The sequence below is a fragment of the Streptomyces sp. NPDC006610 genome (genome assembly GCF_040611575.1).
Lineage (GTDB): Bacteria > Actinomycetota > Actinomycetes > Streptomycetales > Streptomycetaceae > Streptomyces.
The window spans coordinates 1-22,585 of record NZ_JBEXOP010000053.1; the positions used below are offsets into that span (position 1 = coordinate 1).

Annotated in this window: 9 protein-coding genes and 6 pseudogenes; 6 read left to right on the plus strand and 9 right to left on the minus strand. The window is 68.4% G+C overall.

Features of this window, described 5'->3' with window-relative positions; genetic code table 11:
• Positions 1 to 941, minus strand: a pseudogene (locus tag ABZY13_RS30245) (transposase); the annotation flags it as partial.
• Between the two features lie 390 nt (positions 942 to 1,331).
• Between ABZY13_RS30245 and ABZY13_RS30250 the strand changes: the two are divergent.
• A pseudogene (locus tag ABZY13_RS30250) lies at positions 1,332 to 2,592 on the plus strand (IS256 family transposase).
• Here the strand turns inward: ABZY13_RS30250 and ABZY13_RS30255 are convergent.
• Entirely contained in the window at positions 2,581 to 3,351 is a 771-nt protein-coding gene (locus ABZY13_RS30255) for an MBL fold metallo-hydrolase (protein ID WP_356636372.1), read from the minus strand. The pseudogene ABZY13_RS30250 and the gene ABZY13_RS30255 overlap by 12 nt on opposite strands.
• A gap of 108 nt (positions 3,352 to 3,459) precedes the next feature.
• Between ABZY13_RS30255 and ABZY13_RS30260 the strand changes: the two are divergent.
• Positions 3,460 to 4,310, plus strand: a pseudogene (locus ABZY13_RS30260) (IS5 family transposase).
• A gap of 495 nt (positions 4,311 to 4,805) precedes the next feature.
• Here ABZY13_RS30260 and ABZY13_RS30265 read toward each other — a convergent pair.
• Positions 4,806 to 4,919: pseudogene (locus ABZY13_RS30265) on the minus strand (XRE family transcriptional regulator); the annotation flags it as partial.
• Between the two features lie 112 nt (positions 4,920 to 5,031).
• Between ABZY13_RS30265 and ABZY13_RS30270 the strand changes: the two are divergent.
• Positions 5,032 to 5,827: pseudogene (locus tag ABZY13_RS30270) on the plus strand (site-specific integrase); the annotation flags it as partial.
• 130 nt (positions 5,828 to 5,957) lie between these two features.
• On the opposite strand, the gene ABZY13_RS30275 reads toward ABZY13_RS30270, so the two are convergent.
• From ABZY13_RS30275 to ABZY13_RS30285, 3 genes are all read right to left on the minus strand, one after another.
• Positions 5,958 to 6,419 (minus strand): hypothetical protein, encoded by a 462-nt coding sequence (locus ABZY13_RS30275; protein WP_356636374.1) that lies wholly within the window; start codon positions 6,417 to 6,419, stop codon positions 5,958 to 5,960.
• Positions 6,420 to 6,423: 4 nt separating this feature from the next.
• Complete coding sequence (locus ABZY13_RS30280) at positions 6,424 to 13,305, minus strand: polymorphic toxin-type HINT domain-containing protein (RefSeq protein WP_356636376.1); 6,882 nt, start codon at positions 13,303 to 13,305, stop codon at positions 6,424 to 6,426.
• An 80-nt stretch (positions 13,306 to 13,385) separates the two neighbouring features.
• On the minus strand, positions 13,386 to 17,603 hold the full coding sequence (locus ABZY13_RS30285) for a LamG-like jellyroll fold domain-containing protein (RefSeq protein WP_356636378.1): 4,218 nt from the start codon (positions 17,601 to 17,603) through the stop codon (positions 13,386 to 13,388).
• 582 nt (positions 17,604 to 18,185) lie between these two features.
• On the opposite strand from ABZY13_RS30285, the gene ABZY13_RS30290 reads away from it, so the two are divergent.
• From ABZY13_RS30290 to ABZY13_RS30300, 3 genes are all read left to right on the plus strand, one after another.
• Complete coding sequence (locus tag ABZY13_RS30290; RefSeq protein WP_356636380.1) at positions 18,186 to 18,458, plus strand: hypothetical protein; 273 nt, start codon at positions 18,186 to 18,188, stop codon at positions 18,456 to 18,458.
• A 414-nt stretch (positions 18,459 to 18,872) separates the two neighbouring features.
• Positions 18,873 to 19,268, plus strand: coding sequence for a MerR family transcriptional regulator (locus ABZY13_RS30295; protein WP_356636382.1), 396 nt, complete (start codon positions 18,873 to 18,875; stop codon positions 19,266 to 19,268).
• A gap of 106 nt (positions 19,269 to 19,374) precedes the next feature.
• Positions 19,375 to 20,298, plus strand: a complete 924-nt coding sequence (locus ABZY13_RS30300; RefSeq protein ID WP_356636384.1) for an NADP-dependent oxidoreductase — start codon at positions 19,375 to 19,377, stop codon at positions 20,296 to 20,298.
• A 2-nt stretch (positions 20,299 to 20,300) separates the two neighbouring features.
• Here the strand turns inward: ABZY13_RS30300 and ABZY13_RS30305 are convergent.
• From ABZY13_RS30305 to ABZY13_RS30315, 3 genes and pseudogenes are all read right to left on the minus strand, one after another.
• Positions 20,301 to 21,004, minus strand: a pseudogene (locus ABZY13_RS30305) (protein kinase); the annotation flags it as partial.
• A gap of 60 nt (positions 21,005 to 21,064) precedes the next feature.
• The gene (locus tag ABZY13_RS30310) at positions 21,065 to 21,448 is read right to left on the minus strand and encodes a hypothetical protein (protein ID WP_356636386.1); all 384 of its coding nucleotides are present in this window, start codon (positions 21,446 to 21,448) and stop codon (positions 21,065 to 21,067) included.
• A gap of 326 nt (positions 21,449 to 21,774) precedes the next feature.
• Positions 21,775 to 22,473: a hypothetical protein gene (locus ABZY13_RS30315; protein WP_356636388.1), complete on the minus strand. Its 699-nt coding sequence runs from the start codon at positions 22,471 to 22,473 to the stop codon at positions 21,775 to 21,777.
• Between the last annotated feature and the right edge of the window lie 112 nt (positions 22,474 to 22,585).

A 22,585-nucleotide genomic window follows, 5' to 3' on the forward strand; every position in this document is an offset into this window, starting at 1 on the left:
CGGGGCGCAGGGCGACGGCGGTGTATAAGCCGGTCTCGGGCTCGATGGCCAGGTGGGCCTTGAAGCCGTCCTGCTGGTGACTGCGGGTCTTGTGCACGTGCCGGGCTTCTGGATCGACGGTGGAGACCATCCGGCTGGGGGGCGGTGCCCCGGGTGATGCGCCAGCGTCCGTCGCGGCCGTCGGAGTCCTCGGCGGGCTCGACGTCCTGGCCGGCGACCAGGGCCAGGATGCCCACCGCGTTCGCGGCCTTCTCGCCGAGTTGCTGGTCGGGCAGATGACCCAGCAGCCGCAGCGCATCTGTGACCAGCGCGTCGACCAACTCGGCGCGGGCCTGCCCGTCGTTCCAGGCAATCTTCGGTTTGCCCGGGTCGGTGTAGTCGTGCGCGCTGCACCGGGCAGCGGCGACCGTGTCGGCGCCGGGGACCTCGCGGATCACCGCGCGCACGGCGGCGATGATCTGGGTGACGGTGTCCTGGGTGGCGACCGCATCGTCCAGCACCGTGGAGTCCAGCGCCCGGCGGTGCTTGCCCTTGAGGACACCGGTGGCCTTCACGACCTCGCGCACGGCCTCGAAGATCCGGTTCGGGCGGGCGGAACGGGCCAGCCGGCGGCGGAAGTAGGCCAGCAGCGACGGATCGAACGCCATGTCGTGAAGTCCCAGCCCGCAGGCGGCCTTCCACCGCAGGTCGCACCGCAGTTCCTGGACCGTCTCGAAGTCCGACAGCCCGTGCAGGGCCTGCAAGGTGATCGCGGCGGCCAGGATCTGCGGCGGCATGCTCGGCCGCCCGTTCCCCGACGGGTACATGTCCGCGAACATCTCAGCCGGGAACAGCTCGCCACGATGCTCGGCCAGGAACGCGAACACACTCCCGGCCGGAATCAGTGCCCGACACGTCTCCCACACGTCCGGCCCGACGGTCTCGCCGACCCACTCACCCATCGCCACATGACGAGTCTGGCCCTGCCGCTGACGCGGCAGGGCCAGAACCCAAGATCTTCATGAGCCTTCTAGGGGCTGCTGCCGGTAGCTAACTGAGCAGGGTCGGCAGAAGGCTGTGTACGACCAGCCTCACGGCGCGGGGACACGCGATCCGCTCGCCGCCGTCCCTTGCTAAGCAACCGCGTACGGACCAGGTCAAGGCGCCCGGCCCCGCCACCACAATCGGCTGTTGTGTCACCGGAGCGGACTGCCAGCGAAGTAGGAGTTCGATGGCAGTCCGCGAGCAATGGTCAGATCCCGTGGATCGGCGCGGGAGGACGTTCCTTCCGAGTGATCGATCGGCTGGCATCGGGTAGGCCCGCGTAGCCGCGCGGTCGGGAAGGCACGCCTGTGCTCAGCGTGGTGAACGACGACGGCGCTACCGCCAACGGCTCCTCCTTGATCGACGAGATTGTCCGCGAAGGTGCGAGGCGGATGCTCGCCGCCGCGCTGGAGGCCGAAGTCAGTGCTCATGTAGCCGGCTTGGCAGACGAGTGCGACGAACACGGACGCCGTTTCGTGGTCCGCAACGGCTACCAGCGGCCCAGGAAGGTCACCACCGCGGCCGGCGTGGTCGAGGTGAAGACCCCGCGGGTGAACGACAAGTGCGTCGATGAGCAGACGGGCGAGCGCAAGCGGGTCTCCTCCGCGATCCTGCCGCCGTGGTGCCGCAAGTCGCCAAAGATCAGCGAGGTTCTGCCACTGCTCTACCTGCACGGCCTGTCCTCCGGCAGACTTCGTCCCAGCGCTGGAGCAGTTTCTCGGCTCGGCGGCCGGGCTCTCGCCCGCGACGGTCACCCGGCTGCCCCAGCAGTGGCAGGCCGACCACGCCGCGTTCACGGACCGCGCCATTTCGGAAGCCGACTACGTCTACGTGTGGGCCGACGGCCTCCACCTCACGTCCGCCTGGAGGAAGCCAAAGCATGCGTGCTCGTGCTCGTCGGCGTGCGCGGACGGCAGAAAGAACTCGTCGCACTCAAGGACGGCTACCGCGAATCGGGCGGGTCCTGGGCCGACCTGCTGCGCGACTGTTCCCGCCGGGGCATGCGCGCCCCGGTCCTGGCCATCGGCGATGGAGCCCTGGGCTTCTGGAAGGCCCTCGCCGAAGTGTTCCCCGCCACTCGCGAGCAAAGGTGCTGGGGTCACGAAACCGCCAATGTGCTCGACTCCATGCCGAAGTCCGCTCAGCCGGGCGCGAGGAAGGCCATTCAGGGCATCTACAACGCCGAGGACCGCGACTGCCGAGGCGGCGATCAAGACACTCGCCCAGCTCTACGGCGCGAAGTTCGCCAAGGCCGTCAAGAAGATCACCGACGACAAGGAGCAGCCGCTGGCGTTCTTCGACTTCCCCGCTGAGCACTGGACTTACCCTCGGACCACGGACCCCATCGAGTCCGCCTTTTCCACCGTCCGCCTGCGCACGAAGGTCACACGCGGGGCCGGCTCCCGCGTGGCCGCGCTGGCCATGGTCTTCAGACTCATCGAGTCCGCTCGGCAGCGGTGGCGGGCCGTGAACGCACCCCACCTCGTCGCCCTCGTCCGCGCTGGAGCTCGCTTCGACCGTGGCCGTCTTGTCGAACGGCCCCAGGCAATTGCGGGCCTAACCGACTGAGAAGGTGGCACCGGGTGCGGCATAGTCGACGGGACCGTCGAACCGGGCCGAGGCGCGTGCCACCGCCTGTTGCGGGGTGAGGAAACGGCCAACGTGGGTGACGATCAACCGGCCCGCCCGGGCCGCGCTGGCCGTGTCGCCGGTGTCTTCGGGCGTGTGGTGCACCTGCTCGCCCTGGGCCGGCGCCAGGTCACTCTCAGCCTCGCACAGCAGCACATCGCATCCCTTGGCCAGCCGCGTAAGGTTCGCGCACGGTGCTGTGTCCCCGGAGTAGACCAGCGATCGGCCCTCGGCCTCGATGCGCACCGCGAAGGCCGGGATGCCGTGCGCCACTGCCCGGCTGGTCATGGTGAGTGCGCCGACCCGCGCCTGATGCCCGTCTTCCAGCTCATGGACGGCGAAGGCAGACTCGACCGGGCTGCGCGTCGAGGTGTTGGTGAGGAAGTGGGCCAGCCGGTCAGCGATGCCTGGCGGCCCGTACAGGGGAATGGGCGCAGCAAGTCGTATGTCCGCGAAGAGCACAGCGTAGTAGGCGGTGAGCAGGTCCGCGCTGTGATCGGCGTGCAGGTGCGAGATCCAGATAGCGTCCAGCTCATCGAGCCGGACATACCCCTGCAGCTGCGCCAGCGTCCCGCTGCCTGCATCCACCCAGACCCGAGTGCCGCCGCCGGAAACCAGGTAGCCGGAGCACGGGTTGTCCACGCTCGCATAGGGCGTCGCACACCCCAGGACGGTGAGACGGAGAAGATCGCTGGCCATCCGGGGAGTCTATAGAACGCTTGCTCCATAGGTATTGACAATTTCTCCACGTCCGCCTGGGCCGACGTGTGCAGCGGACTAGGGTCCGTCTTCAAAGATGATCATGTGGTGGATCATGGTGGGGTGGTACGTCGTCATGAACTCACCGATAAGGCGGGGCCGCGACGGGACGGCCCCGCGTGGAGCACCGGCAGGTCATCAACGGGATGGTCTACAAGATCCGCACCGGCATCTCGTGGCGTGACCTGCCGGAACGCTACGGGCCCTGGCAGACGGTCTACACCCGCTTCCGCCGCTACGCGATCGACGGCGTGTTCACCCGGGCCCTGCAGCACATCCAGGCCCAGGCCGACGCCGCCGGGGACATCGACTGGCTGGTCCAGATCGACTCCACCATCGTCCGCGCCCACCAGCACGCCGCCGCCACCGGCCGAAAAGGGGGAGACACCGGCAGGACGAACCGGACGATCACGCCCTCGGCCGATCCCGGGGCGGACTGACCACCGAAGGTCCATCTCGCCTGCGACGGTAAAGGCCGTCCCCTGGCCCTCCTCGTCACGCCGGGCCGGCGCCACGACAGCACCTGCGCACGCGTCCTGCTCGAACGTATCCGCGTTCCCCGCAGCGGCCTCGGCCGGCCCCGCTGCCGACCCGACCAGGTCATCGCGGACAAGGCCTACAGCTCCCGCGGCTTCCGCACCTACCTGCGGCGACGCGGCATCGCCCACACCATCCCCGAAGAAGCCGACCAGCGGCGGCACCGGCTGCAGCGCGGGAACCGCGGCGGCCGACCGCCAGGGTTCGACCGGGAGACCTACCGTCGGCGCAACCTCGTCGAACGCTGCTTCAACCGGCTCAAGGGCTTCCGCGGCATCGCGACCAGATACGACAAGACCGCCACCTCATACGAGGCAGCGGTCAGTCTCGCGTCGCTCACGCTCTGGGCAAGATCCGTGTGAAGACGGACCCTAGCTGAGAGCTCCCGGCGGACGCGGTCACCGATCTCCCGGCGGCGGGCGGCGATCCACTCGTCATTGTCGGGAAGATCGCGCACGAGGGATACGTTCAGGCAATTAAGATCACTTGCCTGCCTCGCGCGTTAGGCATTTTCTGATCTGCGGCGACGTACGGCCCCAACCTGGGGCATACGCCATCAGCCACATGGACCGGTTGCTGAAACGACGGCGGCCGGCTGCCTGCAGGCGACTGCTGTCGATGGTGCCGTCAAAAGGCCCCGGACCATGATCGGCCCGGGGCCATTGCGCTGGTGCCCCCGGCAGGATTCGAACCTGCGACACCCGCTTCAGCAGTTCGATCGCTGGCCCTGAAAAATCCATGTCGCTCGGAGTTGGCGATGCCATACCCGACCGTGATTATCCATCGCCGTTGATGTCCGCCGTGGATGTCAATGCCTGGCGGGAGTATGCGTCGGCACCTCCTTGTCGATCCTGATCCCTCCCGGCAAGGTCCGGGCGCGGCCGACGGATCTGGTCCTTGACGTAGAGCTCGACCGTACATTGCGAGACGCCGAGCAGCTCGGCGACAGCGCGGGTCTTCTTGAGGTGCTTGCCTGAGCATCCCCCTCAGACTGTCCAGGCAGCACTGGCCGATGGCGCAGCACCTCTCCCGTTCGGTGTCCAGTCCCTGGGCACAGCATTGGCAGGTGATGCGGACTGCCAGAAGCAGTTGTCCGCTTTGACCGTGACCTACGTGCACTCGGTGCTCAAGTCGGCGCTGGAACACGCGGTCCGCGAAGACGAGCTGCCCCGCACGTCGCCCGGAACGTCAAGACCACCGCGCCCCGTCCCCGGCGATTCCGGCCCCTCACCGCAGCGGAGGCCCGCCAGTTCCTCGACGCAGCCCGCACCGATCGGCTCCACGCGCTGTACGAACTCGCGCTACGCACCGGACTCCGCAAGGGCGAACTCCTCGGCCTCCACCGGGAAGACCTCGACCTCACCACCGGAACGGCCAGCATCCGGCGCTCACTTCAGCGCACCCGCACCGGCGGCCTCACCCACTTGCCCACCAAGACCCGGGCGTCCGAGCGCCGCATCGCCCTCCCCGCCGAATGCCTCCACTCCCTCAAGGAGCACAAGGGACGGCAGGACGAGGAACGCGAAATTGCAGGACCAGCCTGGAGAGACAGCGGCCTCGTCTTCACTACACCAACCGGACGGCCTCTCGACCCAGCCAACCTCACACGCCGCTTCCGCAGCTTCCTCGGCCGGGCCGGGCTCCGCCGCATCCGCTTTCATGGCCTCCGGCACTCGACCGCCACCCTGCTCCTGGAACAAGGCGTGGACCTCGTCGTGATCAAGGAACTCCTCGGCCACGCCCACATCGGCGTCACCGCCGGCGTCTACGCCCACGTACGCCTCCGCCTCCAACGCCAGGCATCGACACCCTGGGCGACGCACTCGGCCTTACCGACGACGACCCCAACGACCCACCCGCCGCAGCCCGCGTCCGCTGACGTTGCCGTCAGCGTTGCCGTCAAACACCCCTGAAGCCCCACCGGAAAGTAATCCGGTGGGGCTTCAGGCTTACTGATGAAATTCTAGGGCTGCCATCGAATTCCCTCTATTTCAACAGCCGCAATCGGGTCACGATGACGATTTGATTCGCTCGACCTCTCGACGGATCGGGCCAATCCGGGGAACTCGATTCCACCACCATTCGCCATTCGATCGCTCATCGCCATCGAGACGACGAACAATTCCAGATTCATCAATTTCAGTGAACTGAATAAATCTGGAGTCGACATCATCGAGCGCCCGCCTGAATCCCCCAAGGAAATCCGAGTCAGTCTTTTTCATGCCGAGAGAGACGAAGCTCCTGAGTGCGAGGGCGGCAATCAAGTCATAGACGCCCCACACCGTCCTGTCGGAATCGGGTAGCCCAATCTCCGCCTCAATCCTGAGAACGTGATTGCGCCAGCTCTCCAGCAGCTCAACCAGCCCTAGGGCCCGCTCCGGGGCGACTGGAACTGAGACGCCCTCCAGCCGACGGATGTCCACATCCGTCAGGAAGCATCCGAGCCATTCGCCTCGTTCGCTTGCATTCATCCATTCACCTGCCAGGGTAATACGACGTGGACTTCCACGGCATATCCCAGTTGATAATTACGCGGACACCATTGTGGTCAAACCTCGACGAGTTCTGCCCGTCCAACTGGCGTGGCCCAGCCTGCCGAAGCGTCGTCTCAACTTCCGTGGCGGACGGACGCCCCATTGCCGGGTTCCCCCCACCCGTGTGCCCGTTCACGAACTCAACCATCTCGTCGAGACTGTAGTCACTTCCATGGAAATCCTCGCCGCCGAGACGGTCTCCATTCCTGCCGCCAGCGGGAACTCCACAATTCGGACCGGAATTGTGCACCAGGACCGGAGTCTCGCCCGCCAGCACATAGTACGTGTGGAGATCGGCGACGGTCAGGTTGTGCACCTTCGCCGGTTGCTTCCAGCGGGTGAGCTCGGTGATCCGGACGGTTTTGCCCGTGGTGGTGCGCAGTTGCTGTCCGACGGACAGGTCGATCGCGTCGACCCATGTGTCGATGCCGGGGATCCAGAACGGGTGCCGGTCGGTCGCGGTGACCCTGACCTGTTCGCCGTCAACAGTGAGGGCGACCGTCACCAGGATCTTCGGTCCCTCGCTGCTGATTTCGGCGGTGACCGTTTTGACCTGGGTCTTCCCCGTCTCCGGGTCCGTCGCCAGGACCTTGTCGCCGATTTCGACGTCCTCGATGGGCTTGGTCGTGCCGTCCGCCATCAGAACTTCGGTTCCGGGAACGAAACTGCTGCACCGCTTGCCCCACTGAAGACCTTTCTCCAGTGCTCCTGCAACGACCTTGACACCCTTGAGTGGCCGAGCCAACGGCACGTCCAGGGCCGCCCAGCCGCACGCTTTGACGCTGTCGCCGTTCAGGCAGCTCTTCCAGGCGTCGATGTCGGGGGCGACGATGGCCAGGATGATCTGTCCGAAGACGTTGAGGTCGTGGTTGATGATGCCGAGCGCCTCAGCCGCGCCGCAGAACGCCTTCGTACTGTCGTCCACCGCGTCGCACTTGCTCTCGGCCCACACCTCCAAGCGCTGGCTCTCGTCGTACTGCGGATACATGGCGGCCAGTTCGTTCGCCGCCGGGACCCGGACGTTCTCGATGTGAACGCCATCGTTCTTCTGGGTGACGTTGACCGTCACCGAGGGCGAAGCCGCTGGTGCACCGCTTCCTCCCCCTCCGCCTCCGGGGCTGACGGGGTAGGCGACCTGTCCGTCGTGGTCGTAGCAGTTGTAGGTGGTGCATCCCGGGCCGTTGCCCGGAGTCCAGACCGTGCTGTCGCCGCCGGCGCCGCAGCCGTCGCAGAAGAGGCCCGACGGGTCGGAGAAGGTGAGCGGGTTGTTGTTGCTGTAGGCGTAGCCGTTGATCTGCTGCGGGTCAGTCAGGTCCATGATCGGGTCGACCGAGAGAAAGCGGCCCGTGGACGTGTCGTACTCGCGGGCGCCCACGTGGGTCAGGCCCGTGGAGGCGTCCGTGGTGCCGCCGACGAAGCCCTTGGTACCGGGCCAGTTGGCCGGCTTCTCGCCACGGAGGCCGCCGAAGGGCAGTGTGCGACGCTGGCTCAGCGTCTGCGTCGCCGCGTCGATGGCGAGCAGCGCCGTGCCGTGGTGGTCGGCGGTGGTGAAGGAGACCTTGCCGTTGTCGGTCTGGACGGCCGTGTGCCCGCCGCCGAGGTCGATGTACCGGGTGCCCTTCGGCGTGGTGCTGCCCTTGGCGACCGTGATCTCCGTGCCGCCGAGGTAGAGGGTCGTCTCGGTCGGGGTCCGGGCGATCAGGCGGTTGCCCTCGGAGTCGTACACGTACTCCGTGACCTTGGGCGAGCCGCCCTCCACCGGCTCGGTGACCTTGGTCAGCCGTCCCTCGGCGTCCCAGTCGAGGTCCTGGGTCGTGCCGTCGCCCAGCGTGCGGGTGTCGGTGTTGCCGGTGGCGTCGTAGGTGTAGGAGTCGCCGGAGGTGACGCCGGGCCCGCTGCGGGTGACGGTCTTCAGACCGTGCGGGCGGACCGCGGTCGCCCCCGGCGTCGGGTAGGCGTACTCGCTGGTGACGTCCTTCGTGGTGTCACCGGTGGTGTCGTGCTGGACCTCCGTGCTGCGGTTGCCGATCTTGTCGTAGCCGTAGGAGGTCCAGTACGGGGCTGGGCCACCGAGCACCGACGCGGTGGGCGTTGCCGCGCAGGTCGTGGTGTTCTGGGTCCACGCCTCCTTCAGCCGGCGCAGGTAGTCGTAGGTGAAGCACTGGGCGTCCGTGCCCGAGCGGGAGGTGTCCGAGACGGACAGGACGTTGCCCGCCTCGTCGTAACGGAACCTGGACGCCTGGTCGATGCCTGCGACGCCCTCGCGGTCGACGCGGGTGTACGAAAGACGCTGGGTGCCCGGCTCATACTCGTTGGTGACCCACGCCTTCCGGCCGCCCGCGTTGGACAGCTCGTACTGCAGCGGCTTGCCGGTCAGGCTGTACGACGTGGTCGCCTTGAGCCCGGCTGAGCCGTCCAGTGCGACGGGCCGCAGCGTGTCGTCCTCGTATCCGTAGGCCACCGACGTCGCGGGCAGGGCGCCGGCCTTGGGCAGGCCCACGGCGCTGACCAGGCCGGACTCCTTGTAGGTGGTGATCGACAGGTAGGTGCCGGCCAAGCCTGTGTTGGCCGTGGACGACGGGATGGTCACCGAGGTGCGCGTCGGCCGGTAGAGCCGGTCGTAGGCGACGACCTTGGAGGTGTAGGCCAGGCCGTCGTCGCCGTAGCGGGTGGACTCGGCGAGGTGGCCCTTGGCGCCGGTGATGGTGTCGTAGGTCCACTTCGCGCGCAGCGGGCCGGTCGCGGAGCCGGAACGCAGCTCGGTCTTGCGGCCCAGACCGTCGTAGACGTACGCGAGGGTGTTGCGGGCGTCCGTCGTGGACTTCAGCTGGCCGCGGTCGTCGTAGTCGAACGTGACGGTGCCCTTGTCGGGGTCCTTGGACAGCTTCATCCGGCCGAGCAGGTCGTAGTCGTAGGACCATTCGTTGCCCGCCGGGTCGGTCACCTTGGACACGTTTCCGGCGGCGTCGAAGCCGTACTTGGTGGTGTCGTACGAGGCTTCGGCGGCGCGCTGGTGGTGCTGGCGCAGTTCGGTGGTGTGGCCTCGGGCGTCGGCCAGGGTGGTGACGGCGGTGCCGCCGACCGGTGGGATGACCGTGGTGCGGTCGCCGCCGTGGATCGTGCGGGTGGTGTTCAGGATCTGGCCGCCGTCGCCGTTGCCGAAGATCTGCCGGTGCTCCGTCTGCCGGCCGAGACCGTCGTAGGAGTATCGGTTCTGGGTCTCCACGCCGAGCGCGTCCTGCGGCGTGACCAGGGTCGTGGAGGGCGCGGCGGTGGCGTAGTAGGGCGGGAACTCCTTGGCCGTCAGGCCGCGTTCGTCGTAGAACGTGTCGCTGAGCAGACGTCCGCCGTCGGGGCCGGAGTCCTGGGTCTGGCGGGGTCGCAGGAAGCCGTCGTAGAGGACGTACGAGGTGATCTGCGCGCCGTTGTTGCCGATGATCTTCGTGCCGACGGCGATCGGAGCGCCGTCGGTTACCTTGTAGGTGTACTGGTAGGTCGGGGTGTCGCTCGTGTAGCGGTCGGCGAGCCAGACTTTCGTCTTGCGGCCGAGCGCGTCGTAGGCGAAGTTGGTGATCTTGCCGTTGGTGTCGGTCTCGGTCAGCGGCACGCCGCGCGCCGGGTCGTTGGTCACCGTGGTGGACTGCGAGGTGGTGCTGTCATCGGGCGTCACCGGAGGCGTGGTGACCTTCACCGAGTCGGGGAAGCCGGTGGCCTGCGTGTAGGCGGTCGTGGTGGTACGGCCGTCGGTTCGCGCGGTGCGGGTCAGGGTGCCGGAGGCGACGGTGACCGTGCCGGTGAGGTCCGTGGTGGTCAGCTTGCGGCCGTACGTGTCGTAGGTGGCGCCGCTCTCCGTGTACGTGGCCGTGGTGCCGTTGTGAGACGTGAGCACAGCGGTGGCCGTGGCATCGCCCTTGGTCGGCGTGGCGTTGTAGGCCAAGCCGTCGTAGGCGGTGCGCAGGTCGGAGATGACGTCCTTGGTGCGGTCGGGCGTGGTGGCACAGTTCTTGGCGACCGTCTCCGCTCTCGAGGGCAGGCCGAGAATGACGCCGGAGGCCGGGTAGAAGGTGCGGGTGCACTTGTCGTCGGCGGTGGTGGCGTCGTCGCCGCGGTCGTCGGTCTGGGTGATGCGGCCGGCGACGGTGTCGAAGGAGTTGGCCGTCGTGGTGGTGCGCCACCGCGTGCCCGCGCCGTCATCCAGCGAGGTCCAGGTGCGGGTCTCGGCCGTCCCGGTGAAGTTGGCGGTCACCGTGCCCCAGGAGCGAACCTTCTTCGCGGTCTCGTGGTGCCAGGGCCGGTTCACAGTCTTGCCCAGCACCCGACCGCCCGGGCCGGAGTACTGCACGGACTTGTACGCGAACCCGGCCGCCGACTCGTGGTCGGTGATCGGGTCGCCCTCGCCCGTGCCGAGGGAGACGCTGACGGACTTGGTGCCGCCGCTGGGTGCGAGGCGGTCGCCGTGCATGCCGCGCAGGAAGTAGGTGTCGGCCTGCGACTTCATGGCCGCCGCGCCTCCCTGACCGCCGGTCCTGACCCGGACGTGCCCGTAACCTCGCCACTGCGACCAGGTCTTCTCCTTCTCCTTGGTCAGCCCGTCATCGTCGTCGTAGTGCCAGGCCGCACCGTCCAGGTAGTCGTACATGGTCACCTGGTCGGGGGCGCCGCCGGTGCGGTCGGTGAGGGTGACGGTGGAGGTGACGTACTTGTTGAACCAGTGCAGGTCCGGATCGTCGGTGGCGCTGCCGCCTATGTACTGCGGGAAGCAGCGGGTGGTGTTGGTCTGCGGGGTGGGCAGGGCGCTCGCGTCGCACGCCGGCGCCGAGTAGCCGACGTCGATCTGGCCGCCCGCCTCGTCGGCGACCGTGGCCAGGCGCTCCTTGACGAACGGGGCGAAGCCGTCGCCGGTGCGGTCGAGCCGGTTGGCGAGCTGGGCGTAGCCGAACGTGGTCTTCGGCAGGGTGATCGGCGTGGTGGCGGTGTGGCCGGTGCGCTGCACGGAGTCCAGCAGCAGTTGGTAGTCGGTGTCCGCCATGCCCCAGCGGTGGACGAGCTTCCAGGAGTCGACGTTCGCGTAGGCGCCGGACTTCAGCACCTGCGTCGCGACGGAGGTGAGGCGTTTGCGGGTGAAGAACACCGGGGCGAGCCGGCCCTCGTCACAGACCGCGCCCGACTCGCAGTTCAGGTCCCACGGGGTGTCGTACCAGTAGAAGGCGTCGGCGCCGATGTCTGTGCAGGTCGTGCTCGCGTTCGGCAGGCAGCGCTCGCTGCTGGTGAAGTCGACCTTCGCCAGGGCCTGCGCCGAGTACATGGTCGAGGAGCGCAGCCCGTACTCGATCCGGTCGAGCGAACCACCGCGCACGTAGCGCGTGTTGAGGTTCTCGTCGAGATTGCGGCCGTAGGAGTTCCACTCCTTGTCGTAGTAGTACGCGATCGCGTTGCCGTGCGGGTCGACGACGTAGTCCAGGTTCCAGCGCCAGCCCTGCTGGCACCAGGAGTCCGCAAATGCGGCGGCGTGGCAGGGCTCGTTCGCGTCGTCGCCGAAGACCGGGGCGGTCCAGGTCGAGTCGGTGGTCTCCTTGCCGTCCGCCCAGCCGGGCAGCCGGTTGTACCCGAAGTAGTAGACGACTCCGTCGGGAGTGGTGACCTTCCAGTACTCGTCGTTGCGGGCGCCGTTGCCCCGTGCGGTGGTCGAAGTGCCGTAGTAGCGCTGGATCTTTGTTCCGTCGTCCTGGCGCAGCCGGAAGGTGTCGGTGCCCGTCGGCACCAGTTCGCCGCCCTTGCCGTTGAAGGAGATGAACGCGTTGTCGTAGGCCCAGCACAGGTCGCCCGGCTTGCCGCCGTTGGCGTGCTCCACCCCGTCGTCGGAGCAGGACTTGTAGCGCCGCTCGATGGACCCCGGCCACAGGTCGAAGCCGTCGCCCACCCAGGAGCCCTGGTTGTTGCTGTTGCCGGAGCGGCCGTCGATCGACCCCGAGGAGTACGACATCCCGACGCTCGGCCGCAGCCCGCCCGGTACGTCGGGCGTGTTCATCGCGTACGACCAGGAGAAGTCGCCGGTGTTCAGGCTGGTGCTCCACTGCGCGGACGCCGACAGCGGGGTGGCCTTGTAGTCGCCGCCCATGCTCGCGTCGTCGGCGACGGCCGCGAGGACGGTGGCGCCGGAGGACTTGAGGGCGACCTTCGGCGCCGTGAGCGTCTGCGTCTCGGCGTCATTGACCGCCTCGACGGGTTTCGCGTCGCGGCAGGGGGCCTTCTTCGGCGTGGCCAGCGCACACGCCGGCAACTCGACCAGTCGCAGCCGGTCCGCGTAGCCGCCGCCGAACGCACCGGCGAAGGAGGAGTAGTCGAGACGCGCACGAACCGTGGACTTTTTCTTCACGGCGGTGGCCGTCCCGGCCGCCTCCAGGGTGAACAGCGGACCGTCCGCGCCCGCCCGGTCGGCGGCCGCGCGGTCGAGCACACGGGCTCGCACTCGCTCGGGCGCCTGCTTGCCGCCCACGGACAGCGGCAGCCCTTTCGCCCGGACCACGGCCGAGGAGCCCGCCGGCGGATCGACGGTCGCCGCGCCCGGCTTCGGCCACGCGGCACGCGGCGGCGTCACGGGAGTCCGCGGCCCCTTCGTCACCGTGCGCGGGACGGTCTTGACCGGAGAGACGGCGACCGGCTTCTCCGACGCGGGCAGGTCGGGCCGGCCGGCGCCGCGGTCGGCCGCGACGGACGCGGGCTGGGCCACGGCCTGGAGCAGGGTGCCGATCATGACCGTGGCCGAAGCCAGGGCGACTCGGCGGCGCAGGGCACGGACTCGCGTCCGCGGACTACCGTTCATCCTCGTCCTTCGTGGTGCGGGGCGGTCGGGGCAAAGCACAGGTGCGGATACGGATGATGAGCGAACAGGACGGGGGCGGGTCAGCCGTTGCCCGGGACAGCGGTCTCCTGCCCTGCCTGGTACGTCTCGAGGAACTGGATCTGCGCCTCTTCCAGGGCTCCCTGGAAGGCCCAGACGTCCGAAAGGGAACCGGGGAAGTAAGCCCCGCCCCGGTCGCGGCCGAGTTGAAGCGACTGGACGGCCTTGAACGTCACGACGTTCTCGGCATCCGAAACGTCGTCGGCGCAGTCGGGGTTGTCGGGCGTGCCGTCGTCGTCGGTGTCCTGGCAGCCAACGGTTTCCAGCTCACCGTTGACGTACAGCCGCAGCTCGCGGGCGAAGCCGTCGTAGACGAGCGCCAGGTGGGTCGCCTCCTCGGGCGAGTAGAATCGCCCGTTTTGCACCTGTGTTGATTCGGCGTCGGAACTGTCTGCGTCGCTGGTGGTGATCCGCCAGCGTCCCCCGTCCGCCCCGGGCGTCGTGGGAGGCACGTAGCGCACCGAGAGGGCGTCCTTGTTGGTGCCGGGTGCACTGAGCAGGGCCACCTCCCCAGTCGGGATACCCGCCGTCCGGGCGAAGGCGCTGACGGTGAAGCTGGCGCTGGTATCGACCGGCACTGTGCCGGCGGCGGCGGTTGCGGCGTAGTCGTTGACGCCGTCGAGGACGAGGCTGCCGTCCACCGCCCAGGCGTCCCCGAGCTTTGCGCCGTTGTGCAGACTCATGCCTGCACCGGCAGGGCCGGCGTCCGGGGTGACCGGGGTCGTCGAGGTGGACGCCGTCTCGAACTTCCAGCGGCTCTTGACCACGGGGTGCTGCTTGAACAGCTGGCGCACCTCGTCGGCGGAGACGGCCCGGTCGTACAGCCGGACCGCGTCCATCTCGCCCTTGAGGACGCTGCCCAGGGTGCCCCCCTTGCTGGTGCCGCCCAGGGTGACCTCGCCGGTGGCCAGCCAGGGGGTGGTGAAGGCCGCGGTGGCCTCCAGCTTGGCGTTGACGTACAGCCGCATCTGTTCGGTGTCGATGTCATAGACCCCGACGACGTGGTTCCACTCGCCGTGCCGCGCGGCTGAGCAGTTGGTGTCGGCCGGGCACGCGGTCTGGGTGGCACGGACCACGGTGGAGCCGCTCGTGTTGCTCTGTTCCCGCATGAACACCCAGCCGCCCAGCGCCGTTGAGTGGTACAGCTCGAAGCCCGGGTTGACGGAACTGCTCTGGGCGACGGCTGTCATCGCCCCCGTCTTGGTCTTGGGAAGCTTCACCCAGGCCGAGACCGCGAAACTCTGGTACGTGTCCATGATTGGGCGGCCGGTGGTGGCGTAATCGTCGACACCGTCGAACTGGAGGGCGCGCCCGTCCACTCCGGCGGCGCCGCTGACCGCTCCGCCCTTGAGCTGGGCGGCGACCTGCTGGGCGCGACCGGTCAACGTCACGGCGTTGGAGTCCTCGTCGAGCGGGAACATCAGTTTCGCGGGACGGTTGGAGTCCACCGGCTGCCTACTGTGCAGCCAAGTCACCTGGCTGTCGGTGAGCTGGTAGTCGAACAGCTGCAGCTCGTCCAGGGAGCCGCGGAAGTGGTCGTCCATGACGCCGTGGTGGGTGGCGGCGCCCAGGATGGTGCGGCCCCGTGCGTCCCAGGGACCGGTGAAGGCGCTGGTCGCGACAAGCTTGCCGTCCACGTACAGCTTCATCGCCTTGCCGCCGTTGTCGAAGACGCCGACGAGATGGGTCCACCTGTTGTGGCGGGCGTCCACGCACGCGGTGTCGCCTGCCGGACAGGCGGGCTGGAGCGCCCGGGTGACCGACGCACCCGAGGATGTGTCCTCGGAGTGACGCAGGAAGGCCCAGCCCCCCAGGGCGGGAGAGTAGAGAACCTCGAACCCGCTGAGGTGAACGCCCGACTGGGAGACGGCGACCTGCGGTGTGGAGTCGTGGTCGCTGGGCAGCTTCGCCCACACCGACACCGAGAAGCTCTTGCCCGTGTTGAGGACCGGGGAGTCGGTGGCGGCGTAGTCGTCGACGCCGTCCAGCGTCAGACCGTTGCCCTGGAGGCCCTCGCCGCCTGGTGGAAGGCCCCCGTAGAGGGAGGCGGGCCACCCGCCGCCCTCACCTGTGACCTGCGTCGCGCCGGCACCCTCGTCCAGCTGCCAGGACAGCCGGTCGGGCTGGCCGGAGCGGACGCGGAAGTAGTAGGTGCGGGTTTCGGAGGCGTTGCCGGCGGCGTCGAAGGCCTTGGCGGTGACGTAGTTGACGCCGGTCTTCGTCGGCATGATCTTCAGCGACTTGGCATCGCCGCCCGTGGTGGCCAGGGTACGGGCGCTGCTGTGCTGTCCGTTGACGCCGACCCAGTACTTGGTGACGTCGGCGGAGGTGGAGTCAACGGTGAAGGTGCCGTACCGGCCGACACCGTCCCACCAGGGGTCGTTCGGGTCCGCGTCGTCGGAGCGCGGGTACTGCGCGGAGCTGATGGCGGGGCCGATGGGCAGGGATGTGTCGTAGACGAAGTGGCAGCTGTGCGCGTTCTCCGAGCTCCACGGAGACCACTGGCCGCCGTCCCAGGCTCGAGCCTGCCAGCCGACCAGCTTGTTTTCCGGGACGGTCGTGGGCAGTTGGATCGAGAAGTCCGAACCCGATTCCTTGGCGGTGCTCTTTCCCGAGATCCAGTGCTGCTTGAAACCGTCGCCACTGTTCCACAGCGCCCGGAACTGCACCTGGATGCGATCGTTGTCCGGGTCGGTCACGACGCTGGCCCGCACGGTCACCCGTGATCTCACCCGTGCAGCGGAGGAACTGGGAACGCAAGGGCCGCCCGGGTCCATGGTGAGCTTGGCGGTGCTGATCCGCGGCGGTGGGCGGTTGTACTGGACCCGCAGGTAGGCGGCGTCGGAGAACCGCTTCCACGTGTAGCGGTCGTCCTCGCTGGTGGCGCGCAGGCCGAAGGTGATGTTGGACCACTTGTTCTGCGCCGCCTGGGCCACCGCGGACTTCACGTCGAATTCGGCGTCGGCCGAGGCGCATCCGTCGTAGCCGTGGGCGAAGCTGCGGGTCTGCAGGTGGTCGGCCCAGAACCCGGAGGCGTTCTGGCTGTTCCAGGTGGTGGAGGAGTTGATGCCCTTGGTGCGCCAGATCTGCACCTCTCGCGCCTGGCAGGAGGCGGCGTGCGTCTCGCGGACGACGAACTCCGCGGACAGGATGCTGCGGCCCGCGAACCTGGTTGTCGGGAACTGGTAGAAGAGGCGCTTCACGTCGTACGGGTTGCAGTAGTTCCAGCCGCAGTAGCCGAGGCCCGCGTCGGAGTCGCCGTTGAACTTCCACTGCGGCGAACTCGCCCAGTACCGGGACGCCATCGTCCAGGCGGTGGCCCGGGGCGTGTACCACTGCGGGTCGATGAAGACCGGGTAGACCGTCCCGTCGCCGGTGAGCAGCTCAGGGTCGGGGGTGAGCACCAGCTCGCCGCCGCCGGAGACCACGTCGACGCCGACCGGGGCGACGTGCCCGGAGTCACCGGCGCTCGGCTCGGTCTGGGTGCCCTGCACCGGCAGCGAGGCCGGCCGCACGGTCGAGGCGTCCGAGGCGGACGCCCTCGATGTCTCCGTACCGCCCTGTTCTCCCACATTCTCGGTGCTGGAGTCCCACATCACGGGCCGGGGCGCCTCGAAGACGACACCGCCCGCGCCCGTGTCCACCGCCTCCAGGCCGCCGTCGGAGGTCTCCCGGGTGAGCAGGAGCTGAGTACCGAGCTGCAGTCGCAGTTGCTTGAGCTGCTCGCTTCCGGCGGCCTGCGCCGACTTGACGACGAGGAGCTGGGTGAAGCCCTCGGGCCGGGCCGCGAGCCGCAGGTCGACGTCCGGGAGGATGTCGGGGTAGGTGGCGGTGTCGCCGTTCAGCGCCGGCGCCGGCACCTCGCCCGGCCACGACAGTGCAAGGCTTCGCCCCGCCTGCTCCAGCCGGACGAGCGGCCCTTCCCCGCCGCCGGAGAACGCCAGCCCCACCGAGGCCGCCTTCGGCGCGACCATGCCCTTGCCGGGGCCTTCGGTCACGGGCACCAGCTCGGTGTCGATTGCCTGCCAGCGCCCGTCGACACGGGTGTGCACCGGGCGCAGGTACTCACGGGCTTCCAGATCGCCGTTGGGGGTGGCGTACACCTCGCTGGACTCGCCGCGCAGCGAGACCACCTCGACGTTCCGCCCCAGACGTCCGGCCCGGGCGGCCGCCTCCTCCTCCGTGGCTGCGACGGCCGGGTCGCCGCTCTCACCGGCCACCGCGGCAGGCTGGGCGGTCGGCGCCTCGGACGGCCCCGCAGCCCGCGCCAAGGGCTCACCGAACGGCAGCAGGCCGACCGTCACCCCGATTGCCGCACCGATCGCGACCGTCGCGACGGATCTTCCCGTCCTCCGGCGCATGCGCGCACGACGAAACATCCCGGCCCTCCCCCGTCCAGCCCAACCCGGTCATGATCTTGCTGTGGCCACGTCAAACTAGGGGTGGCCAAGAGCGGAGAGATGAATTCCCACTAGCGAGAAGGCGACGATGAGTGGACTGATGAGAAACTGTTGAGTAACTTCCGGACAGGCAATTTGCGCCAGCAAGCCCGACCCACCTTGACCGCGGCCACTTGGAGCCGTGTCAGTCAGGCGCAGCACCGCGACGTCATGCCCGCCGGATGAACGCGGTGCACATGTCGCGGTAACCGCAGCGGGGCCCGTGCGCCGGCGCTCGCTTGGCGGCCAACGCGACGCCGGTGTCGGCCTCTGTCGGTGCGCACCACTGCACCGGATGCGTAGCATCGGGTGCGCGCAATGGCCGACGTCCCGGCCGCTTAGCGGGCCAGATCGCTGCGGGCGATGCGCCTGCTGCTCGTCTTGGCGTACCAGGTATCCATCGGCGTCGTTTCGTGCGGCATGCACCTCGGGCACTACCGCGACCCGGCCGCTCGCAAGAAGGCGCAGCAAGCCGTGAAGGAGTCCGGTTCGGCCGTGATCGATCTCGTGGCTGAGCGGCTGCGTCACCTCCATGACGGTGTGTCATGGCAGTCGACGCCTCCCGCGCCGCGCGGACAGGCGCGCTGCGCCATGGAAGGCGCAGTCGCCTCGATTACGGGTGGAAGGCAGTGGTGAACGGCCCCGCAACCTGGCTCGACGACGTACCGTCTCTCGCATCGCCTTCCCTGCGGGCTATGCACCACGAAAGTCGGCTTCTGCTCAACCGTCTCGCCGAAGACCGGACCCTGCTGACTCGCTTCGTCCGCGAGATCCCCCGCGCCCCGCAGCGCTTGGCGGCCAGCCGTGTCACGCTGCTGCTGAACAGGCTCTCGCTGTGCCAGGCGCCCGACCGCAGCTTTGAGATCCGGCTGAACATGCAGCCGCGGCCCGACAACCAGCTCATGCCACACGATCACTGCTACGCCTTTGCCACGCGTGTGCTCAGTCGTGAGAGCGGGTGGACAACCCTGCGGCCGTGGGGGTGTCCGCGAGCGTCCACGCCTCGCCTGGCGGTCCGAACCTTGAGCAGGCGGGCGTAGGCTCTCAGGGATGCGGATAGGCGAGTTGTCCAAGCGCACGGGCGTGAGTCCGCGCTCACTGCGGTACTACGAAGAGCAGGGCCTGCTGACCAGCTCGCGCTCCGACTCGGGGCAGCGTCACTATTCCGATGCCGCGGTCCAGCGCGTGATGCTCATCCGACAGCTGTTCGACGCAGGTATGTCCAGCAGGGTGATCGCGACTGTGCTGCCGTGTGTGGACGTCCCGGATGACCTGGGTGTCGCCGAGGAGACGTTCACGGCGATGATGCGCGAGCGCGACCGGATCGACGCCGACATCGCGCACCTGATCGAGACCCGGAATGCACTCGACGTGCTGATCAAGGCCAACAGCCGACACCGGGCGGAGCTCTCCACGGCCCCGGAACCGGTGGCGCAGTCGACCTAATCCTGTGATCTGCGTCTCAGCCGGTTGCCCCTCACATCAATGTCAGAAGTGAGGATGGCGACAAGGCCCGGAATCACCGGGTCGGTCATACGAGAGGCGGCGGAAAATGGGGCAGGCGTGGGGTTTCGGCAGATATGGCGGACCCGAGGTGCAGGAGTTCTTCGATCGTCCCGACCCCCTCCCCGGTCGCGGTGAGGTGCTGATCCAGGTCGACGTCGCCGGCGTGAATCCCCTCGACCACCTTCTGCGCTCGGGTCTGGTCGACGGACTCGACGGCGGGCGTCCGTTTCCCCGCGTGCTGGGCATGGAGGCAGCAGGAACCGTTCTCGCCCTGGGCGAGGACGTCAACGGGCTCGAGGTGGGTGACGCGGTCTTCGGCTTCGCGCTCACCGGTGGCGGCACCTACGCCGAGACGACGGTGCTGTCCGCGCCGAACACCGCGCGCATACCGGAGGGTCTGTCCGCGACCGTGGCGGCAACGCTGCCAGTGGCCGGGACAACCGCGGTGGACGTGCTCGACCAGCTCGGTCTCCAGGCCGGTGCCACAGTCCTGGTCAACGGGGTCGGGGGCGGGGTCGGCCTCGCCGTCGCCCGGCTGGCCATCGGGCGCGAGCTGCGTGTGATCGGCACCGGGAGTACCGCCAAACGCGAGCACGCCGAGGCCATAGGGGTGCGGTTCATCGACTACACCGCCGAGGACGTCGCCGCCGCGGCACGCGAGCTGGTTCCGGACGGCTTCGACGGGATCGTCGACCTGGCCGGAGGCACCTCGCTGCGGACGGTCGCTCCGCTGGCCCGTGATCCCCGCAACGTCATCGCCGTGGGCGACATGTCTGTGTCCGATCTCGGTGGGCGTTTCGTCGAGCGTCGCGTCGACCGCGAGAACCTGGAGCGGTCGGCCCGGCTGGCCCTCGACGGACTCCTCGCACCCTTGATCACCGCGGTCCATCCGCTTGCCGACGCCCCGGCCGCCCTCGCCACCGTCGAGAACGGGCACGCCTCGGGGAAGGTTGTCATCAAGGTGGCATAAGAAGGGGCGTGGCTGAGCATCGGTTACTCAGCTCGCCGAGCGGACCGGGAGCCTTCACGGGCCGGCGCTTGCCGTTCGCCACCGCTTCTCTCCGGACGGGGCACGGCGCGTCGTCCGGATACTCCACTGCGCGCCACCCGATGGAGGAGATGAACAGGGATGCCCCCAGGGCGTAGATGTCGGCCTGCTGCGTGGGGTCGGCCTCTTCGGTCGCGAGCACGCTGCACGCGATCTCGGGAGCCTCGTAGTGGAGGAGGCAGCCGCGGAACGGGAAGTCGTACCTCTCGGGTACGTGCCCGCCTCGGGCGAGGGAGAGGTCGATGAGATGTGTTCGCTCCGGTCCGATGATGAAATGGGCGGGCTGCACGTCGCCGTGAGTCCAGCCTTTGGTATGGAGTTCGGCAAGGGCCTCGACGCAGCCCAGCGCGACGCTGGGGTGGGGTTCGATGGACGAGTCCGCCGCACGGGACGGCTCCTCCCACAGTCGGTACAGGTCCAAACCCTCGTGCCACGGCTGGCAGTTTCACGTTCCGCGCTCCCACTCGCCGTACGCGAAGTCATCGAAGCCGAGGCGATCCAGCACTGCCCCCTCGCGCGCGGGTGCCCAAGCGGTCCAGGGTTGAGCGGGCCAGTCGGCCGTGGCCTCGATTGGGTAGCCGAGCTTCACGGCGTAGTGGCCCCGATGGCTCTCCACCTCCCAGACCATGGAATCTGGCCCCGGACTTCGCAGGTCACCGTTTCAGGTCTTGTGACCGGGGCCGACCGGCTACGGGGCTGCCTCGCGGAAGAGGGCGAGGAGGGCGTGCGCCTGCGGGGCGCCCGCGTCGAAATACTGCGTGGCCAGTGCGGGTGGCACGGCGGTTCCATGCATGCGGACTTCATGGCAGCTGAAGCAGAACGCCGCCTCGAACAGCGCCAGGTCGAGAGGGTCGGCGTACGCCCGGATGCTCCAGCCCGGCGAGAAGCCGCAGCGGTGCTGCTCGCTGGCGGGCAAGCTCTCGATCAAGGCCAGGGCGTCGGCTGCCTCGCTCCCGATCCAGTGGGCGCCCGCCCTGCCGGGATACGGGGCGCCCCGCTTTGTCGGGAGTTCGGAGATCCTTACGACCTCCAGCAACACAGCGGTGGCTACGGCTTCGGCGGGGAGCTGCATGTGCGTAGTGTGCCCGCGCCCAGCACTGGGGCGTTGCACCTGCCTCTGAGTGGGCGATATGTGAGTTGATGTCCGTATTGCCTTGTCGGCTGGGGTAGGCAAACTGGTCGGGGGGTGCCCGCCCCTATGGATTTCGTCAACCTGTGTGGGCGAGGTGAGGGTCGTAGAAGGTGCCACCGCGAAAAGGATGTCTGCTCACATCCCAGGCCATGCCTTCGACACGGGGCCAGTCATGCCAGCTCCAGAAGCCGGGGGCCCGTTGCGGGAGCCACGAAGACGGTATGCGGAGAGGGGTGGCTCGCGGCTGTGCCCCTCGGTAGTGCGCTTCACCGCATGGCGGTCAGTGTCTGTCGGGCGGGGCCGTTGAGGCCGTGTGCGGCTGATTCCAGGCCCACGCCGACCAGCTCGTTCACCCGGCGGTAGACGTGTACGAACTCCGGGATCGTCAGGTAGCCGAGCTGCCCGGTGATGCCGTCCTCGGCGTGCAGCCGTGTGTAGTCGCACACGCCGTTCAGTACGAGCCTGCCAAAGCCCAGCAGGATGGAGGCGACTTCGGTGCGGATCTCCTCCCGGTCCGAGAGGCGGCTGACGGCGGGTGCCGGGGCCGTAGTGGTCGTTCCAGCGTCGCGCAGCTTCTGGTGGCCGTGGCGTACCAGGTACAAGTGGGTGAGCTCGTGCGCGAGCACCATCTTCACCGCGTCGAGCGAGCGGTACAGACCGTTGTCGAGGTACAGCGAGAAGCGCCCCTCCTGCCCCTGCGGCGTCCTGCGCTCGAGCCGCCCCGGTTCCGGGAGCCCGGCATGGATGAGGATCCGTTCCGGCGGCAGGACCTCCTCGTCCAGGCCCAGCCATCTCAGGTACTCGACGTAGTAGTGCCGGGTCGATCCTAAGAGAGTCGCAGGATCGAAGAGGAAGTCGTCGCTTCGCCGCGGCCGTTGCCCGCAGATGACGGGGAAAAGCTCGCCGACGAGGGCATTCAGTTCGTTCGGGGCGTACTCCGGCACGGTGCTCTGCACGGTTTCCATGCGCGTATGGTGCCGAAGCGTCGTCGGGAGGGGTCCCGGGCGCGTGCAACCACTGCCCTTGACCACCTCGCTCAGGGGAGTGGCCCCACGGGTTTGGGCAAGTCGCAGACCG

Coding starts and splice junctions, on each gene's coding strand:
- ABZY13_RS30295 (WP_356636382.1), top strand. CDS start 18,873: ATGCGGATAGGCGAGTTGTCCAAGCGCACGGGCGTGAGTCCGCGCTCA.
- ABZY13_RS30255 (WP_356636372.1), bottom strand. CDS start 3,351: ATGGCCAGCGATCTTCTCCGTCTCACCGTCCTGGGGTGTGCGACGCCC.
- ABZY13_RS30300 (WP_356636384.1), top strand. CDS start 19,375: ATGGGGCAGGCGTGGGGTTTCGGCAGATATGGCGGACCCGAGGTGCAG.
- ABZY13_RS30315 (WP_356636388.1), bottom strand. CDS start 22,473: ATGGAAACCGTGCAGAGCACCGTGCCGGAGTACGCCCCGAACGAACTG.
- ABZY13_RS30290 (WP_356636380.1), top strand. CDS start 18,186: ATGCGCCTGCTGCTCGTCTTGGCGTACCAGGTATCCATCGGCGTCGTT.
- ABZY13_RS30280 (WP_356636376.1), bottom strand. CDS start 13,305: ATGAACGGTAGTCCGCGGACGCGAGTCCGTGCCCTGCGCCGCCGAGTC.
- ABZY13_RS30275 (WP_356636374.1), bottom strand. CDS start 6,419: ATGAATGCAAGCGAACGAGGCGAATGGCTCGGATGCTTCCTGACGGAT.
- ABZY13_RS30310 (WP_356636386.1), bottom strand. CDS start 21,448: ATGCAGCTCCCCGCCGAAGCCGTAGCCACCGCTGTGTTGCTGGAGGTC.